This is a genomic window from Asaia bogorensis NBRC 16594, assembly GCF_001547995.1.
Classification (GTDB): Bacteria; Pseudomonadota; Alphaproteobacteria; order Acetobacterales; family Acetobacteraceae; genus Asaia; species Asaia bogorensis.
The window spans coordinates 2,731,380-2,750,050 of sequence record NZ_AP014690.1 but is presented as its reverse complement, the minus strand read 5'-3'; the positions used below and the strand labels follow the sequence as shown (position 1 = coordinate 2,750,050).

Below are 18,671 nucleotides of genomic sequence, written 5' to 3'. Positions count from 1 at the left end.
GAGAGCCGACGCGCCCCGCAAGCGTATCGTCAGCGCTCTCGAGAAAAGGAGGCCGCTCATGGCGTCTTTTGACCATAACGTTTTCCAGCGCCTGCTGGGTGCGGTGCCGACGGGAACCCCAGGGTTCTTTTCCGCCCGGCGATCGACAGGCGGGTGGGCGATACGTTCGCGTACACGCCGGTCTGATCAGTCCCTGACCACCGCGCAGGAGGAAGGCTGGTCGTGGTCCGAGCGGGTCGCGCCATTCGGTATACGCGACGTGAGGGTAAACCATCATGTGCTTGGCGCCTCGATTGATGGTGCGGCAACAGCATGCCCGGCTTCTGGCTGGGGGATGGTCGTTGCAGGATGTGCAACACTTAGAATGCGTTCGCATGCCAGTGCGTCTATCCGGAGCATGACCCTCAATGAAGGGGATGTCTGGAGCGTGCCTGCCTCGGCCTCAGCCTGGTTTCATTGCCATCAGGGAGAACAGGCCAGTGTTGTCGCGTTCGTAGGGGGGCGTGAGCCGGAGGCAGGGCGGGATGCGATGCCGGATCTCTCCGGGCAGCCGCTCTCCCATGCCGGTTTCCACCATAGCCTCACGGCTCAGGAGGCGGAGCGTACCTGCTGGGGCAGTCTGCGCGTGGTTGAAGCCGATGTTTTCTGCGACCCGGATGCCTTGTCTGCCGCCTTGGTTGAGATCGAGCCGGACTGCCGTACCGATCTGCACTGGCATCTCAATACGTCTGTCTGGCAGATATGCCTCGACGGTGAGGGACAGCTTACCCGCCTGCCCAAAGGGTGCCGTCAACGCAACGCAACCCTGCGCCCCGGCGTGATGGCCTATGTGCCACGCGGCGAAGGGTATTTCGTTCGTAATGATGGCGATTGCCCCGTGCGATTGCTCGAAATTTTCCGTTCCGATCACTATCACGACCTGTCTCTGCCGCAATGGCTGGCCGCCAGCTCTGCCGAGGACATCGCGGCGCATCTCTGTGTCGACGTGGGGGTCGTTGCGGGTCTTGCCCGGCGGGAAAATGCGTCGTCCGGTCGTATCGTGGCTGTTCCTGCACGGTCCGGAACGCACTGAAGGCTCCTCGCCTGAGGACGTCCCATAAAACCACAACAGGTGGTCGCTCTTGAGCGCCGCAAAGACAGAGGGCAGCGGTCACGGCAGATCAGTGCGCCTCTTATCAGACAGGATGACGAGGGGTATGTTGGGTTGTCGGGAGCCAGAACTTGCCTGATTATCGTGGCGTCAAAATCCCTTAGGGTCAGATAGCGTCGGGAGAGCGAGAAGCATTTCGGCGGTTCGTCGGCCTAACTCTGTCCCGAAATGAACTTGGCCCGGCAGGTGGCCATACTGGTATAATCGACCCCATGAGACGCGCATGATCAGCCTGTTCGACATTTTCAAGATCGGTATCGGACCCTCTTCCTCCCATACTGTTGGCCCTATGCGTGCAGCGCAGCGTTTCATCACGGCACTTTTAGAAGTTGATGCCTCGGCGGAAACAACTCGCCTGCTGGAAATCGCCCGCCTGCGCGTCACGCTTTACGGCTCCCTTGCCTGGACAGCCCAGGGGCATGCGACCGACAAGGCCGTTATTCTGGGCCTGTGCGGTGAGCTGCCCCAGACGGTCGACCCCGATCAGGCGGACGGGATTGTCGAGCGCGTCATGCGCACAAAACACGTTGGCTATGGTGACCGGGTCCTTCCCTTCGACCCGGCTCATGATCTGGTGCTCGATCGGGAGAGCGTGCCGCCTGTCCACCCCAACACCCTGCAATTCGAAGCGCTTTCGGCCGAAGGAGTCGTACTTGAATGCGCCCGTTTCTGTTCGGTCGGCGGTGGATTTATTGTTTCGGAAAGCGTGACGGAGAGTGCAGGCTACGCGCAGCCTGATGTGCCCTATCCTTTCACCAGTGGGGCCGGATTGCTGGAACAGACCCGTACCCACAATCTGAGCATTGCTGCGCTGGTCATGGCCAATGAATGTGCCCTGCGCCCCCGTTCGGAGGTGGAGCGCTATCTGGATGAGATCATCGCGGTCATGCTGGCCTGTATCGAACGCGGCATCATGCAGAAAGGAATTCTGCCCGGACGGCTGAAGGTGCGCCGTCGTGCCCATGCCTTGCACGAAAAGCTTTGTGCGCATGAACGCAGCAATATGCGCTCGGCCCATGCCATCATGGACTGGATCAGCCTGTTTGCCATCGCCGTGAATGAGGAAAATGCAGCCGGAGGGCGCGTCGTCACGGCGCCCACCAATGGGGCAGCAGGCATCATTCCCTCGGTCCTGCGCTATTACCGTGACTACTGCGCGCCGCTGGCATCGCCCGGGACGACCCAGGCCATGCGGGAATTTCTGCTCACTGCCTCGGCCATTGGCGGGCTGTTCAAACTGAATGCCTCGATTTCCGGCGCAGAGGTTGGCTGTCAGGGCGAAGTGGGCGTTGCGTCATCCATGGCGGCAGCGGGATTGGCAGCCGCTCTGGGAGGAACCCCCGAGCAGATCGAGGATGCTGCCGAGATCGGAATGGAACATCATCTGGGCATGACATGCGATCCGGTCGCCGGTCTGGTTCAGATCCCCTGTATCGAGCGTAATGCCTTTGGTGCGGTCAAGGCGGTGAATGCAGCCTCACTCGCCCTGAATGGCGACGGGGCCCATCTTGTCTCGCTGGATCAGGTCATTCGCACGATGGCAGAAACCGGCCGTGACATGAACCAGCGTTATAAGGAAACCTCGCTTGGCGGCCTTGCGGTAAACCTGCCGGAGTGTTGATCCGGCCTCGCCTGATCAACGGGACGGGCCTAAAACCCGGAGCCGTCAGCCACATGTGTGATCGGGCTGACGGCCAGGATGATCAGCGATAGACGATGCCGCCATCCGTCAGGATCGACTGACCCGTGATGTAGTCTGAATCGTCACCTGACAGGAAGGAGACGAGAGCCGCCACATCGTCCGGCGTCTGGGCACGGCCCAGCGCGATCCCTTCAACGAACTTCTCGTAGGTGCGGCCCTTCTCTGCGCCGGTCAGTTCGGAGAACCGTTCGTCGATTTCGACCCACATATCGGTGCCGACAATGCCGGGGCAGTAGGCATTTACCGTGATGCCAGCGCTGGCATATTCCTTGGCGGCGGCCTGTGTGAGGCCGCGTACGGCAAATTTGGTGGCGGAATACACACCCAGCATCGCAAAACCGTCATGCCCGGCAATGGACGAGGCATTGATGATCTTGCCCTTTTGGCCTCGTGCCTTGAACTTGGCCGCTGCAGCCTGAATGCCCCAGAGAACGCCCTGGATGTTGATACGCAGAATACGCTCGACTTCCTCAGGCGCGACATCGGCAATCGGGTTCACCTGCGCGATACCCGCATTGTTGATCATGATGTCAAAACCGCCCAGTTCCGCTTCCGCGTGATCAATGGCTGCATAGACGGCATCGCGCTGGCTTACATCGGTCGCCGAGACACTGGCCTTGCGTCCCAGTGCCTGGACCTCACGACGAACCTGCGCAAGCCGATCTGTATTGAGATCCACCAGAGCGATATCGGCGCCATCGCGCGCCATTCTAAGCGCAATACCACGACCGATACCCTGAGCGGCACCGGTAACGAGGGCGACTTTTCCATCGAGTGACATGGCTGTTCCCCTTCTTATGCGGGCGGGCAACAGCCGGAAAGGCGTGTCACATGGCCCTTTATCAGGAGCATGAACGGCCAATTGGGGGAGAGGATCGAGAGGTTAACTCTCTTGTGACAAGCGAAACGTTTCGTGTCTGGTCGGGTCGCGGGCCTATCCCGCTTTCTGCCAGCCGCGCTCCTGCTGCTGCCAGTAGGCCAGATTATGACCGGCCTTTTTGACAAGGCTCCAGCGTGCCCGAGCCCTCGCAACAGCCTCCGGATCATTGCCGTCGAACAGGGTGAAGATACGCTCGAACGTTTCCAGCCCGTCCTCGACACCGCCATCGAGCAGGAAGAGGAAGCGCGCGCCGTTGGGGACATCGTCTCCCTTGGTCAGCCAGATGGGCTGACGCGGCCCAAACCCCATGCGTTGGCTGCCATGAGGCAGCCAGAGGGGTGATTTCGCCTTCCAGAGAGCCTCGTCCAGTGCCTTTACCTGTGCCGCGTCGCCACACCGGATCACGGCACGCTGCCCCGCTTCGAGCGTACGGCCCAATAGCGGCGGCAAGGCGTCTTCCAGCGTCGTACGCGTCAGATGATAGAAGCCGATATCGCTCATGAGGCCTTGTTGTCTGCCTTTTCATGATGACGTACGAGCGCATCCAGCAGACGCACGCCAAACCCGGTTGCGCCCTTGGGGCATTGCGGTGCCGCGTCGCTGCGCCACGCCACACCAGCGATATCGAGATGCGCCCAAGGTGTGTCACCCACGAAACGTGCCAGGAATTGTGCGGCCGTGATTGAACTGCCAGGCCGGCCCGTAATGTTCTTCATATCGGCGATGTCCGAGCGCAACTGCCGGTCATAGGCCTTGCCCATCGGCATGCGCCACACGGCCTCACCCGTGGTTTCTCCGGCCTCGAAAAGCGCGTTGGCCAACGCGTCGTCATTGCTGAACAGCCCGGCACGCACATGGCCGAGGCTGACGACAATGGCACCGGTCAGCGTGGCCAGATCGACCATCAGACGCGGCGCAAAACGTGCCTTGGCGTAGGCGAGAACATCGGCGAGAACCAGACGCCCCTCGGCATCGGTATTGAGCACTTCGATGGTCTTGCCAGCATAGCTGCGCACAACATCACCGGGGCGCTGGGCATTGCCCGAGAGCATGTTCTCGACCAGTCCCACCACGCCGATCACATGGACGCCTGCCTTGCGTCGTGCCACGGCCTCAAGCGCACCGACAACGGCGGCTGCGCCGCCCATATCGGTTTTCATCTCATCCATACCGGCAGCCGGCTTGATGGAGATCCCGCCTGAATCGAAGGTCACGCCCTTGCCGATGAAGGCAAGCGGTGCCTCGTCCGAACCCCGATAGCGCATGATGGCCACGCGGGCTTCCTGATCGCTGCCCTGCGCCACGCCCAGCAAGGCGCCAAAGCCGAGTTCGCGCAATGCTGCCGCGTTGAGAATTTCCACCTCGACCCCAAGATCGCGCAAAGTCTCGATACGACGGGCAAATTCGGGCGGGTTCAGAACGTTGGGCGGCTCACTGACGAGATCACGGGCGCGGAACACGCCTGCCGCCACAGCCTTCAGGCTCTCCCATGCTTCACGCACAGCGTCGATCTCGGCGACACCCAGATGCAGGCGCTGAAGCTGCGGTGCGTTTTCCGCTTCGTCGGTATGATAGAGGTCGAAGCTGTAGCGGCCCAGCGCGGCGCCATAGGCAGCATGGGCGGCGAACGCGGCGCAGCGACCCGCAAAGGCAAGATCGGCATGGGTGGTGTCACGCACGGCACGTGCAGCCTGCCCGCCAGCGGCTTCCATCGTCGGAATGTCCAGCTCGTCCTCGGGACCGCAGCCGATCAGGACGATTCGGGCCAACGCCGCACAGGGGGCGAGCAGGACACAGCTCTGGTCGCGCTGCCCCTTGAAGCGCGAGATGGCAACAGCCCGGCGCAGCGCCCCGCCCGTTGCCGCATCGAGATGCGAGAACGGACCATCAGCCACATCGAATTCCGGGCCAGTCAGCAGGACGAGGGTTTGCTCCGATTCCGGGGCGCCCTTGCCCTGCAGGATTGGAAAAGGGGCCTGGATCTGGATATCGAGCATGATCTTTCCGGTCTGTAGCTGAGAAGGCCCTCACTATCGTCATCGCGACCGGATAAGGCAAGGCGCAGTGCCGCCTTCTGGCCGTTAACAACGATACGAAATCGTTTATTGAATTCAAACCACTATGAGCGTTGATTGTTGCCCGGAAATATGGCCTAGTCCCGTCTCTCCCATCGCTTCGTGCTTCAAGGCCCGTTCATGTCACTGTTTGCCGACCTCAATTATCTTTACGTGCTCTCCGGTCTCGGTGTGGGCTTTCTGGTCGGCATGACCGGTGTGGGCGGTGGCTCCCTCATGACACCGTTGCTGATTCTGCTGTTCAAGGTGCATCCCCAGGCTGCCGTGGGCACGGATCTGCTTTATGCGGCCATCACCAAATCGGTTGGCACATTGGTGCATGGTCATCGTGGTGCGGTAGAATGGCGTGTCGTGTTCCGCATGCTGGCCGGCAGTCTGCCTGCAACGCTGGTCTCACTGCTGTTTCTGCATTGGTATGGCAGCCCGTCACACGACACGACGCGTCTGGTCTCGACAGCCCTCGGCGTGGCTCTGCTCATTACGGCACCCAGCGTGTTTTTTCGCAAGGAGCTGCAGGCCTGGTCCCATCGCCATGCGGGCGAGCTTTCCTCCGGCGCGGCGGCGGCGCTGACCGTGGTGCTTGGTGCTGTGCTTGGTGTGATGGTCACCCTGTCTTCTGTTGGCGCAGGGGCGATCGGCATGACTGTGCTGATCCTGCTCTACCCCTCGCTCAGCACCGCACGCCTTGTGGGGTCGGATATCGCCCATGCCGTACCGCTCACCCTGATTGCGGGCATGGGGCACTGGTATCTGGGGGCGGTCAAGATTCCGATGCTGGTCTCGCTGCTTTGCGGCTCGATCCCGGGCATCGTGCTCGGCAGCCTGTGCGTGGGGCAGGTCAATGAGCGCGTGCAACGCTCCGTTCTGGCAGCGGTGCTCTTTATTGTCGGGTGGCGCCTCGTCTGAGGCCCGCCGATCACAGCTCGGGTGAGGGCTCGGTGTCGTGGCAGGCAATCCATTCGGAATGGCCATCGGCATAGCGTTCACGTTTCCAGATGGGCACACGGCGCTTGATCTCGTCGATCACATAGCGGCAGGCGACGAAGGCTGCATCACGATGGGCGGCTGAAACCCCGATCCATACCGCCATATCCCCGAGCCCGAGACTGCCGATACGATGAATGGCCGAGACAGCCACGATATCAAACCGGCTTTCTGCTTCCTGCAGGATGAGCGCCGCTTCCGCTTCTGCCAGAGGGCGATAGGCCTGATAATCGAGGCCAAGCACGGCTTGTCCCTCGCTATGGTTGCGCACCCATCCCTCGAAACTGCAGTAACCACCCGCCTCGTTGCGCCGCAAGGCGTGTGCGACGCTGTCTGGCTCGATCGGGGTTTCGGTCAGAAGGAACATGGTCAACCTCCCGAAACTGGCGGGATGAACACGATATGGTCACCATTGGCGGGCCTGTGCTCCCACGGCGTGAAGGCGGCATTGACGGCCACGCGAAGCCGCATCCGGGCGAGGCTGAAGCCGTGCCGGGCAGAACATTCGTCATAAAGCGCGGCAAGCGTCGGCGCTTCTGTGGTGACGGTTTCAGTAGGGCAACCGGCCTCATCGCGTAGCTGGGCGAAATATTCCAGCGTCACGCAGGCCGGTCCGGTCAGGGTGGCGGCTTCAGACATGGCCGGACCCGTGGCCGGGTTCGTGGCTGAAATCACGCTTGCCACCGCTCTTTCCCATCAGGCGAACCTCGTGAATGACCATGTCGTGGCTGAGCGCCTTGCACATGTCATAAAGCGTCAGGGCGGCGACCGTGGCACCCGTGAGTGCTTCCATCTCCACACCGGTCTTGCCTTCGCATTTCACCTGGCAATCGATCACGGCATCATGACCCTCGATCGTGATGTCCACCTTGCATCCTGTGAGCGAGAGCGGATGACAGAGTGGAATAAGCTGTGATGTCGCTTTCGTCCCCATGATACCGGCGAGCTGCGCAACGGTGAGTACCGCGCCCTTGCTGGTCATGTAACCGGCATCAGCCAGGGTATTGGCGACTTCCGGGGGAAAGCGCAGACGGGCCTGGGCATGGGCCTCACGGCGGGTGACTGTCTTGTCACCGATCTCGACCATACGGGGCCGTTCGCCTTTTTCATCCACATGGGTCAGCGATGTCACATCAGCCTCCGATATAATACATTTCTATTTTCCGGTCGCCCGTCTGTCCCGTCCCGGGTCCGTCTTCCGGGGGCGCTGGCTGCACCGATGCAGGATGACGCATTTCACTATAACGATCGCTGCGCTCATGCCAGATGCCGCGCAGGGCCGCACGCAGGGCCTCGTCCGACTCATCTGTCAGTGCAGCCCGGAGATCCGTACCTTTTGTGGCAAAGAGGCAGGTGAAGATCTGCCCATCCGATGACAGCCGCGCACGCGAGCAATCGCCACAGAAGGGCGCCGTGACCGAAGAGATGAAACCGATCTCACCTGCGCCATCGGTAAAGCGATATCGGCGGGCGACCTCCCCTCTGTAGCGGGGAGCGATGGCCTCAACCGGCCAGCGGGTGGCAATACGCTCAAGGACCACCGCCGAGGGGACGACAGCACTCTGCGACCAGTGGTTGCGCGTACCGACATCCATATATTCAATGAAGCGCAGCGTAATGCCGGTATGGCGGAAGCGGGCAACGAGCGGCAGGATCTCGCTCTCGTTTACATCGCGCTGCAAGACAGTGTTGATCTTGATACCGCCGGGAAATCCCCGTTGTGCAGCCTTGTCGATGGCTGCCAGAACGGTCTCGACCACGGCGCGTCCACCGCTCATGCGGCTGAATATTGCCGGGTCAAGACTGTCCAGACTGATGGTCAGGCGTGTCAGCCCGGCGTCATGCAGCGCGTCGAGATGGCGTTCGAGCAGAACTGCGTTTGTGGTGAGGGCCACATCATCAATGCCCTCGATTGCCACCAGGCGTTTGATGAGACGGGAGAGATCGGGCCGTAAAAGCGGTTCGCCACCCGTCAGGCGCAGCTTGCTGACACCCAACCCGGAGGCCACGCGGGCCACGCGCTCGATCGCCTCGAAACTCAGACGGGCGTCAGGGGCGAGAAAGGCGAAATCGTCATGAAAGACCGATTCCGGCATACAATAAGGGCAGCGGAAATTGCACCGGTCCATGACCGAGATGCGCAGATCATGCCAGGGGCGTCCGAGCCGATCGCGTGGTACGCTGGTCTGTGACGCCTCACCAGTCATGGAACAGCACAACCGAGCCGGTATCCAATGTCGCATCGCCGGGGGGCAGGCTGATCAGCCCCTGTGTTGCATCCAGACGGTTGAAATCACCTGAGGTCGGCATGGGGCGCGGTATCGCAATGACCATGCTGGTGTCGTCCTGAACGAGCTGGGCGGGAACAAGTCGGGTCATGTTGGCCAGCGGTGCCAGAGAGGCCCCCAGCCGGACAGGGCGAGGGGTTACCGAAAACCCCTGGGCACGCAGCAGGGCAGGCACGACATGGCGACTGCAACAGGCAAGGGCCGAGACAGGATTGCCCGGTAAAGCAAAGACCGGCTTGCCTGCGGGCGAGATGCCAAACCAGAAAGGTTTGCCGGGGCGCTGGGCCACCTTGTGGAATATATTGCGCACGCCCAGCGCAGCGAGGGCCTGCGGGACGAAATCGAACTGCCCCATTGATACGCCCCCGCTGATGACCAGAACATCCTGTTCCGCCAGAAGCGCGCCAAGCTGATCGGTCAGCGTTGCCAGATCATCGGGTAACACCGCAAAGCTCTGACGGGTGAAGCCATTGCGGGCAAGCGAGGCGGCTATGGCATATTCATTCGAACGGCGTATCTGCCAGTCTGCAACAGGCGCATCGGGGGCTACAAGCTCGTCGCCTGTCGAGATGATGGCGACCGAGGGAACCTTCGCGACCAGGGGATGGCTGACTCCATTGGCAGCCAGTACGGCCAGATCGGGCGGGGAAAGGCTGATGCCTGCGCGCAGCAGGACGTCGCCCGCGGCGCAATCCGCACCCTGACGATGGATATGCTGCCCAATTTGTGGATGAGATGAAGCGTGCAGGGTGATCAGGCCGTTCTCCACGCTGTAATGCTCACGCGGGATGATCGTGTCCGCGTCGGTCGGCAGAACAGATCCTGTCATGACGGCAATGCAGAGCGCGACAAACGATCCTGCGTCTGCTGAGACAGGCTGAGGGGGCAGGGTGAGGGGAGGATGTCCGGCAGGTTGCGTGGCTGCCAGCCGGAAAATCCGGTCCTGCGCCTGCCAGCGCACGGCAATGCCATCGAGAATGACTCGATCATAAGGCGGGAGTGCGCGCTCGGCCTGAACGTCCTGGCGAAGCACGCGCCCGGTGCATTGAGCGAGAGGCACAGTCTCGACAGGAAACGGCACAAGCGTTTCACCAATCAGACGCTCGGCGGTCTCGATATCCAGCAGATCACCCATATACGCCCCCCGAGGAACCCTGACAGCCACGATATTTCAGATATGCCGAGTCCGGCATCAGGCCCTCAGATGGGGCGGAACCGGGCCAAAGGCAAATATATCCCCGCATGTGTTGTGTCTTTTGCGTAACAGAAGCAACGGTGTCGTGCACGATGAGACCTGAGTGGGCAACTTCGCGATGATCTGACGGGTTGTTGGCTTTTGGCCATCGTGATGCGCCGGATAGGCAAGTAACGCCTGATCTCTGGCGCGTAACGAAGGCGTAAGCCGGGGCGTGGCAGGATGTCGCAGAGCTGAGGAATTCAGGTATGGCGGCGGTGGAAAAGACCCCAGACATTGTCTGAAACAGATGATTGAAGGCCCCGGAGACCTATGCTAGTCCATGACCGAACCGAACGGTCATTTTCAGCTCAGGCGATGAGAATTCGGGATTACAGAGCCAAAAACTGAGTTGCTGCGCGCAAGGGCGGGGCAACGCCGAGAGGATGCACATGGCGCAGGGCGACGAGCAGGATAATCGCGCATCGCAGGGTGATGACGATAAGAACGGCAAGCAGGACAAGAAGAACGGGGGCAAGAAACGCAGCCCCCTTTTGCGTATCATTCTGATTGCTGTTGTCGTTGTCGTGGTGATCGTCTGGATCGCCTACTGGCTGCTGACACGCAACCAGATCGAAACGGATGATGCCTATACGACAGGACGCAAGGTTTCGATTGCGCCTCATGTGAACGGCTATGTCACCCAGCTTCTGGTGAATGACAACCAGTTCGTCCATGCCGGGCAGCTTCTGGTCAAGATCGATGACCGCGACTACATCGCCTCATTGCACAAGGCTGAAGCCAGCATTGCACAGGCTCAGGCCAATTTTGCCGCTGCCACGCAGATGGTGATGGTCGCCAAGCAGAACTTCCCCGGTCGCCTGATTGCGGCCAAGGGCGCTCTTTCTTCGGCGCAGGCCCAGCTTTTCAAGGCCGAAACGGATTATCGTCGCCAGCACAGCGTGTCCCGCGCTGCGACCACGCAGCAGGATATCGACTACTCGAAGGCCGCACTCGACCAGGCTCACGCCGAGGTCATGCGCGCTGAAGGTGAATTGCAGCAGGCTACCCCGGTCAAGCCGAACATCGAAAACCAGGAAGCCACGATGAAGCAGCAGAACGCTGCCCTCAAGGCGGCCGAGGCTGATCTTGTTCAGGCACAGCTGAATTACGGCTGGACCGAAGTGCGCGCACCGCATGATGGCTGGATCTCGCAGCGTAATGTCGAGCAGGGCGATTTCGTCCAGACCGGTCAGAAGCTGTTCTCTGTGGTCGAGCCTGAAGTCTGGGTTGTTGCGAACTACAAGGAAACGCAGATCCAGAAGATGCGTCCCGGCCAGAAGGTCGAGATCGAGGTCGATGCCTATCCCAACCTGACCCTGCATGGCCATGTGGATTCCATCCAGCTCGGTGCGGGTGCCGCGTTCAGCGCCTTCCCGCCCGAAAACGCGACGGGCAACTTCGTGAAGATCGTCCAGCGCGTGCCGGTCAAGATCCTGATCGATAGCGGGCTTGACCCCAATGTGCCGCTGCCGCTTGGCGTCTCTGTCGTGCCGACGGTGACCGTCCAATGAGCGACGCGTCCAGCGAAAACAACCATGCCGACTGGAAGCCCAAAGCCAACCCCTGGTTGATTGCAGTGGTTGTGACGCTGGGCGCCTTCATGGAGGTGCTCGACACCACCATCATCAATGTGGCGCTCCCGCATATTTCGGGCGCGCTCGGCAGCTCCTATGACGATGCCACCTGGGCGCTCACCTCCTATCTGGTGGCAAATGGTATCGTGCTGACGATCTCGGCATGGTTCGGCAAGCTTCTGGGGCGCAAGCGCTACTTCCTGATCTGCATCGCCATGTTCACGGTGTCGTCATTCCTTTGCGGACTATCGACAAGCCTGCCCATGCTGATCGTTTTCCGCCTGATGCAGGGTTTCTTCGGGGGTGGGCTTCAGCCAAACCAGCAATCCATCATTCTGGATACATTCCCGCCTGAAAAGCGCGGTGCGGCTTTCGGTCTGACCGCCATTGCCACCATTGTGGCCCCCATTCTCGGCCCGCTGCTTGGTGGTTATCTGGTCGATAACTATTCCTGGCGCTGGATTTTCTACGTCAACGTGCCTTTCGGTATCCTGACCCTCATCGGCGTTTCGGCGCTCGTGGAGGACCCGCCATGGGAGAAGCAGAAGCGCGAAAAGGTCGATGTCATCGGCATCTGCCTGATCTCGCTCGGTCTCGGCTGCCTCGAAGTCATGGCCGATCGCGGTGAGGACGATGACTGGTTCGGCTCGAACTTCATCATCATCATGGCGGCGCTCGGCGTGGCCGGTGTGGTGGGTGCTGTCATCTGGCTGCTGCGCGCCAAGAACCCGCTGCTCAACCTTGCCATCTTCAAGGATCGCAATTTTGCTGTTGGGACGTTCCTGATGGCCATGGTGGGCGGTCTGCTTTACGCCTCCGCCATTATCGTGCCCCAGTTTGCCCAGCAGGTCCTCGGCTATACGGCCACGATCTCGGGTGAGGTGCTCGCTCCGGGCGGAGCTGTGATCATCTGTCTTATCCCGATTGTGGGCAAGCTGATGGGCTTCGTTCAGGTGCGCAACCTGATCGCGTTCGGCTTCTTCCTGATGGGGCTGGCCATGTTCTATTCGGCGCAGCTCGTGCCAACCACGAGTTATGCCCATCTGGTGGAATATCGTATCTTCCAGACGTCGGCTCTTGCCTTCCTGTTCGTGCCCATCTCGACAATTGCCTATTCGACCCTGCCCAAGGAGCTGAACTCCGATGCTTCGGCCATGTTCAGCATGTCGCGTAACTATGTGGGCTCTCTGGCAATCTCGCTCGCCACGGCAGCGATTACAGAAACCAAGCAGGTGCGTCAGAGCCTGATGGCGCATTGGTCGTCCGACTATAATGCCAACGGACAGGATTACCTCAACACTGTGCAGAAGGTGGCGACCGATGCCGGTCTGACCCAGTCGGCCGCGCATCAATATGCCGTACACAGCTATTATCAGAGTTTCATGCAGCAGGTGTCGATGGTGGCCTACAACCAGACCTTCATGGTGATTGGCATCATGGCGTTCTTTGTCGTGCCCTTCTGCTTCCTGTTGTCCCCGGTGGCCAAGAAAGGCCCGGCCGGAGGTGCCCATTGATGACCCGTTTCATGATTTCCCGGAGCCATGACTTGAAGACTGGCCGTTCCCCGCGTGCGCTCATGCTGTGCGGTGCTTCCCTTGCCGTGGTCCTTTCGCTGCCGGGCTGCGTTGGGCCGAAATACCAGAAGCCTGATCTGTGGTCGCCCACCCAGTATGACATGCATGCCCATGCTGGCCAGAAGGGAAGCCTGACCACGCCGGACGCGCCCGATGTCAATTGGTGGAAGATCTTCAACGATCCGACCCTGACCTCGCTCGAAACGCGACTGGCGACCCAGAACCTCGATATCCAGCGTGCCACGGCACAGCTGGCGCAGAGCCGTGCTCAGCTGCTGATGGCTGGTGCGGAGCGTTTTCCCGGGCTTTCTGCCAGCGGGTCCTACACACGCTCGCAGTACAGCACCAAATCGCTTCAGCGCATCCTTTCCGGTGTCGCCAAGGATAATGCGACGGCGCTGGGTCAACAGAATGCCACGCTTCTCGACCAGAGTGTGGGGTCTGCCACGATACCTGTTCTGAACCAGTGGAAATATTCCATCGACGCCTCTTACGAGCTCGATATCTGGGGGCGCGTGGCGCGTCAGTACGAGGCCGCCAAGGCTGATCTGCAGGCAACCGATGAAGAGCGCCGCGGCGTTCTCATTGCCCAGCAGGCCGATATGGCGAATGACTACCTGACCCTGCGTGGGTTGCAGGAACAGCTTCGTATCACCCAGGCCAATCGTGACACACAGGCCCAGACGCTCGCCCTTGCCAGGGAGCGTCAGAAAACCGGGCTCGTCACCGAACTGGACGTGACCAGCGCGGAAAGCCAGCTTGACTCCACCACGGCCCAGATCGCGCAGATCGAGCAGCGTATTGCGCAGCAGATCAACGCCATCAGCCTGCTGCTGGGGTCGCCGCCCGGTACGCTGAACGATGAACTGACACGTACGGCAGGCATACCGGTGGTGCCGCCGCGCGTGCCGGTCGGTGTGCCGGCCGAGCTGGCCCAGCGTCGTCCCGATATCCGTCAGGCCGAGGCCCAGCTTCATGCGGCTGTGGCCAATGTGGCCGAGGCGGAAGCCGAGTTCTATCCGAAGATCACCATCAGCGCCGATTTCGGTCTGCAATCGCTTTCGTTCCGCGATCTCGGTTTCTGGAACGCGCGCGCCTGGAATCTCGGTCCGTCCATTTCACTGCCGATCTTTCAGGGTGGGCGTCTGCGTGGTCAGTTGATGCTCAACCGTTATGCCCAGAAGGCGGCGGCCATTACCTATCGGCAGACGGTGCTGGGCGCCTGGCGCGATGTGGATAACGCGCTTGTGGCCTATCGTGACGAGCAACGCCGGCGCGATGGGCTGCAGGCAGCGGTCGGGGCGGGCCAACGTGCGCTCAAGCTGTCGCAGGAGCAGTATCGCAGCGGTCTGACAACCTACCTCAACGTGCTTTCTGCGCAGCGCGACCTGCTTTCGGCACAGTTGCAACTGGCTGACAGCACGACCACCATCGCAAGCAATCTGGCGCGTCTTTACAATGCGTTGGGCGGCGGCTGGGAGGTGCAGTTCCCGCAAGACAAGCCCGAAGACGCCACGATCCGGCAATTGGGCGAAGACAGTCCCCGTCATGGCTGATCACGTTATTGTTTGAACTTAAGAAAATAATTAGGCGATCTATTAGGGCTCTGTAAGCTTTTTTATCCTGCTCATTGAGAAGGATGGAGAAGTACCATGACGAGCCCTGCTGACCAGCTTCAGAATGTTCTCGGGCAAACTTCCGCCTCTCAACCCTGCAAGCTGGTCATTTTCGGAGCCGGGGGCGATCTGACGCGCCGCCTGCTTCTCACGTCGCTTTACGATCTGGCTGTGGCAAACGCCCTTCCAGCCGGATTTCAGATCATCGCGATTGATCGCGACGAGCAAAAGGCCCAGGACTGGGCCGACCGTCATTTCGCTCTGGCAGAGCAGGATGCAAAAGATCCCTCTGCCGAGTTCTCATGCCCTCATCTCGATCGTAGGGCGTGGGACAGGGTGACCCACAACGCACAATATATAGCGGGCGACTTCACTCGGCCCGAGCTTTTCACCACCCTGTCGGAAACCCTCGGTGGGGACAGCGCCATTTTCTATTGTGCGGTCGCGGCCCGTTTCTTCGCGCCGATTGCAACCGCTCTGGGTGAGGCGGGGCTTCTTGCGGAGAAGGCGGGGTTCAGGCGTATCGTGATCGAGAAGCCTTTCGGCCACGATCTGGCATCGGCCAGGGCACTCGATGAAACCCTGCGTCGGCAGGCCCGTGAAAGCCAGATCTATCGCATTGATCATTTCATGGGCAAGGAAGCCAATCAGGGTATCCTTGTCGCGCGCTTCTCCAACGTCCTGTTCGAGCCCCTATGGCGTCGCGAATATATCGACCATGTGCAGATCACGGCTGCCGAGACGATTGGCGTTGAAAGCCGGGGCGCTTTCTATGAGCACACAGGCGCTCTGCGCGACATGGTGCCCAACCATCTGTTCGTCCTGCTCAGCCTCATCGCAATGGAGCCACCATCATCTCTGGCCGCTGAGGCCATACGACAGGAAAAAACGCGATTGCTGGAAGCCATACGCCCGGTGCGCGCGCAGGATTACGTGGCGGGCCAGTACGGAGCAGGTGAGATTGCCGGATCACCCGTCGCGGCCTATCGCAGCGAACCGGGTGTTGCGACCGATAGCCAGACAGAAACCTACGTTGCCATGCGACTGGATATCGATAACTGGCGCTGGGGTGGGGTGCCCTTTTATTTGCGCACGGGCAAACGCATGAAGGCCCGACGCACCGAGATCAACATTGTCTTTAAAAAGCCGCCTTATGCGCTTTTCAATCAGGACATGAACGACCCGCGCACAGGCAATGTCATCCGCTTTCTTCTCGATCCTGTCCGGGGCGTTTCCATAGGGTTTGATGCCAAGCAGCCCGGACTGGAAGAGGTGATTGCCCCCGTGACCAGCAGTTTTCTCTACGACTCGTTTTTCCCGAAGGCGCCGAATGTCGGCTACGAGGCGCTGCTGCATGACTGCATGGCGGGCAACCAGATGCTTTTCCAGAGCGCGGGCACCATTGAGGCCGCCTGGGCGGCGATTGACAATGTCGCTACCACCCCTGTTACGCCTTGCCTTTATGAAGCGGGGTCACAGGGACCGGCCGAGGCGGATGCCCTGCTTGCCCGCGATGGGCGTCAGTGGCTTCCGGTGGCCTGATTGACGTCGGGCCTCTCCTCCTCGCGTGGTCATTGTTCCGGCCGGCCAGATGCTATTGGTCGGCTTTGCGGGGGCAGGGGTCATCCCTGGTCGGGATGGCGCCTTGTTCATATTCCTGTTTCACATAGGGTTTCACCAGCCTCGGGTCGAAAGAACTGCGAATGAGTATGGCAATTGAGAATCATGCCGTGATTGGCGATCTGCGCACGACAGCGCTCGTCGCGCTGAACGGATCGATCGATTTCATGTGCTGGCCGCGTTTTGACAGCCCGAGCGTCTTTGCCTCCCTGCTTGAGCCCAGCGCCGGGTTCTTCGAGCTGGCACCTGTTCTCGAGGGCGGGCGTTTCCGGCAGTTCTACGTGCCGGATACGAATGTCCTGCTGACACGCGTTCTGTCACCGGAGGGCGTGAGTGAAATCTCCGACTTCATGACGCTGGCCCCTGATTATCCTGAGCAGCGGGTGATAAGGCGTGTGAAAGCTGTTCGCGGTACGCTTCGCTTCAGGCTGCACTGCGCCCCCCGGTTCGACTATGCCCGTGTCGGCCATAAGGCCCGTGCCCTGAGTGACCGGGTGATCCTGTTCGAGCCTGAGCGACCCGACCTGCCGAGCCTGCGTATCAGCTCGACCATACCCATGACGATCATCGGCGATGATGCCTGCGCCGAATTTGTGCTCGAACTGAATGAGACGGCCATTTTCATGCTCGACAGCGTGACGACGGACGAAAATCTCTGTCTTGAGGACCACTGGACATCCAATGCCTTCAAGGCAACAGCCAATTACTGGACCGACTGGGTGGCGCGCGCCAAGTATCACGGACGCTGGCATGATCACATCACGCGCTCGACCCTCGCCCTCAAGCTGCTGACCTCAGCCGAATACGGGTCAATGGTTGCGGCGGCGACCTTCGGCCTGCCTGAAGATCCGGGCGGGGTACGTAACTGGGATTACCGTTATTGCTGGATCCGTGATTCGTCGTTCATGGTCTATGCCTTCATGAAAACGGGCCATACGGAGGAGGCCACTGCCTTCATCCGCTGGCTGCATGAGCGCCGACTGGACGCCCAGCCGGGTGAGGCGCGGTTGAAGGTCATGTATGCGATCGACGGCAAGGCCTTCGTGCCTGAAACCGACCTGACGCATTTCCGCGGCTTTAGGGACTCGCGTCCCGTGCGTATCGGCAATGGGGCGGAGGATCAGCTGCAACTCGATATCATCGGTGAGATGATGGACGCCGTATATCACGCCGATCGCCACTGCGAACGGATCAGCTGGAAGGCCTGGGAGTCAATCGCCGAGGGTATTGACTGGCTTTGCACTGCCTGGAACCAGCCCGATGAGAGTATATGGGAGGTCCGTGGCGGCAAGAAGCACTTCCTGTTCTCGCGCATCATGTGCTGGGTGGCCCTTGATCGTGCCATCAGGATGTCGGAAGAGCGTGGTTTGCCAGCCCGTATCGCTGTATGGGTGCGTGAGCGGAACGCCATTTACATGGATGTGCAGAATAATTTCTGGAGCGACGATCTTCAGTATTACGTGCAGTACAAGGGCGGTACTGCAATCGATGCCTCCTGTCTGCTCATGCCGCTCATGGGTTTCATCGGTGATCACGACCCACGATGGATGGCAACGCTGAAGGCCGTGGGCGACCAGTTGCTCGATGACAGCCACGTCTTCCGCTACCATGTGGCCGAGGGTGATAATGAGGATGGGCTGGAGGGCCGGGAGGGAACTTTTACGATGTGCTCGTTCTGGTACATCGAATGTCTCGCCCGCTCAGGCGACCTGCTGATGGCCCGCTTCCTGTTCGACAAGACCCTTTCATACGCCAACCACGTCGGTCTTTTTTCGGAGGAAATCGGTCCGGCTGGCGAGCATCTAGGTAATTTTCCTCAGGCTTTCACGCATCTGGCGCTCATAAGGGCAGGACAATATCTCGACCAGGCCCTGTCCCGGCAGGCAGCGGGAAGTTAAGAATAAGTATCAACAAGTCATCGCGGCAGGACCGCGATGACGGGCAAGGAGTTGATAATCAATATCAACAAAA

At 60.3% G+C, this 18,671-nt stretch carries 16 protein-coding genes; 8 read left to right on the top strand and 8 right to left on the bottom strand.

The features are described from left to right. The first annotated feature begins 58 nt into the window (after nt 1-58). Together Asbog_RS12035 and Asbog_RS12030 are read left to right on the top strand one after the other, a co-directional pair. On the top strand, nt 59-1,072 hold the full coding sequence (locus Asbog_RS12035) for a cupin domain-containing protein (RefSeq protein ID WP_062165310.1): 1,014 nt from the start codon (nt 59-61) through the stop codon (nt 1,070-1,072). Nucleotides 1,073-1,373: 301 nt separating this feature from the next. Then, complete coding sequence (locus Asbog_RS12030) at nt 1,374-2,771, top strand: L-serine ammonia-lyase (protein ID WP_062165309.1); 1,398 nt, start codon at nt 1,374-1,376, stop codon at nt 2,769-2,771. An 82-nt stretch (nt 2,772-2,853) separates the two neighbouring features. On the opposite strand, the gene Asbog_RS12025 is transcribed toward Asbog_RS12030, so the two are convergent. From Asbog_RS12025 to Asbog_RS12015, 3 genes are all read right to left on the bottom strand, one after another. Next, a complete protein-coding gene (locus Asbog_RS12025) occupies nt 2,854-3,633 on the bottom strand; it encodes an acetoin reductase (protein ID WP_062165308.1) in 780 nt (259 codons plus the stop codon). A gap of 153 nt (nt 3,634-3,786) precedes the next feature. Continuing rightward, nucleotides 3,787-4,233 (bottom strand): DNA polymerase III subunit chi, encoded by a 447-nt coding sequence (locus Asbog_RS12020; protein ID WP_062165307.1) that lies wholly within the window; start codon nt 4,231-4,233, stop codon nt 3,787-3,789. Beyond that, entirely contained in the window at nt 4,230-5,729 is a 1,500-nt protein-coding gene (locus Asbog_RS12015) for a leucyl aminopeptidase (RefSeq protein ID WP_062165306.1), read from the bottom strand. The genes Asbog_RS12020 and Asbog_RS12015 overlap by 4 nt, the downstream gene beginning before the upstream one ends. 198 nt (nt 5,730-5,927) lie before the next feature. On the opposite strand from Asbog_RS12015, the gene Asbog_RS12010 reads away from it, so the two are divergent. Next, complete coding sequence (locus Asbog_RS12010) at nt 5,928-6,713, top strand: sulfite exporter TauE/SafE family protein (RefSeq protein ID WP_062165305.1); 786 nt, start codon at nt 5,928-5,930, stop codon at nt 6,711-6,713. Between the two features lie 10 nt (nt 6,714-6,723). On the opposite strand, the gene Asbog_RS12005 is transcribed toward Asbog_RS12010, so the two are convergent. From Asbog_RS12005 to Asbog_RS11985, 5 genes are read right to left on the bottom strand one after another with little or no spacing between them, the layout of a single operon-like run. Further along, nucleotides 6,724-7,158 (bottom strand): molybdenum cofactor biosynthesis protein MoaE, encoded by a 435-nt coding sequence (locus Asbog_RS12005; RefSeq protein ID WP_171840701.1) that lies wholly within the window; start codon nt 7,156-7,158, stop codon nt 6,724-6,726. A 2-nt stretch (nt 7,159-7,160) separates the two neighbouring features. Continuing rightward, nucleotides 7,161-7,430: a MoaD/ThiS family protein gene (locus Asbog_RS12000; protein WP_062165303.1), complete on the bottom strand. Its 270-nt coding sequence runs from the start codon at nt 7,428-7,430 to the stop codon at nt 7,161-7,163. Continuing rightward, nucleotides 7,423-7,923: a cyclic pyranopterin monophosphate synthase MoaC gene (gene moaC / locus Asbog_RS11995; protein WP_062165302.1), complete on the bottom strand. Its 501-nt coding sequence runs from the start codon at nt 7,921-7,923 to the stop codon at nt 7,423-7,425. Before moaC ends, Asbog_RS12000 begins: the two co-directional genes overlap by 8 nt. 1 nt (nt 7,924) lies before the next feature. Then, nucleotides 7,925-8,998, bottom strand: coding sequence for a GTP 3',8-cyclase MoaA (gene moaA, locus Asbog_RS11990; protein ID WP_062165301.1), 1,074 nt, complete (start codon nt 8,996-8,998; stop codon nt 7,925-7,927). Beyond that, nucleotides 8,988-10,214, bottom strand: coding sequence for a molybdopterin molybdotransferase MoeA (locus Asbog_RS11985; RefSeq protein WP_062165300.1), 1,227 nt, complete (start codon nt 10,212-10,214; stop codon nt 8,988-8,990). The genes moaA and Asbog_RS11985 overlap by 11 nt, the downstream gene beginning before the upstream one ends. 491 nt (nt 10,215-10,705) lie before the next feature. Here Asbog_RS11985 and Asbog_RS11980 point away from each other — a divergent pair, with 491 nt between their 5' ends. From Asbog_RS11980 to Asbog_RS11960, 5 genes are all read left to right on the top strand, one after another. After that, nucleotides 10,706-11,827: an HlyD family secretion protein gene (locus Asbog_RS11980; protein WP_062165299.1), complete on the top strand. Its 1,122-nt coding sequence runs from the start codon at nt 10,706-10,708 to the stop codon at nt 11,825-11,827. Further along, nucleotides 11,824-13,404: a DHA2 family efflux MFS transporter permease subunit gene (locus Asbog_RS11975; protein ID WP_023979420.1), complete on the top strand. Its 1,581-nt coding sequence runs from the start codon at nt 11,824-11,826 to the stop codon at nt 13,402-13,404. Before Asbog_RS11980 ends, Asbog_RS11975 begins: the two co-directional genes overlap by 4 nt. 62 nt (nt 13,405-13,466) lie before the next feature. Next, the gene (locus tag Asbog_RS11970) at nt 13,467-15,020 is read left to right on the top strand and encodes an efflux transporter outer membrane subunit (RefSeq protein WP_062165980.1); all 1,554 of its coding nucleotides are present in this window, start codon (nt 13,467-13,469) and stop codon (nt 15,018-15,020) included. 96 nt (nt 15,021-15,116) lie between these two features. Next, entirely contained in the window at nt 15,117-16,622 is a 1,506-nt protein-coding gene (zwf, locus tag Asbog_RS11965; protein ID WP_062165298.1) for a glucose-6-phosphate dehydrogenase, read from the top strand. Between the two features lie 161 nt (nt 16,623-16,783). Further along, complete coding sequence (locus tag Asbog_RS11960; RefSeq protein ID WP_062165297.1) at nt 16,784-18,598, top strand: glycoside hydrolase family 15 protein; 1,815 nt, start codon at nt 16,784-16,786, stop codon at nt 18,596-18,598. The last annotated feature ends 73 nt before the right edge of the window (nt 18,599-18,671 follow it).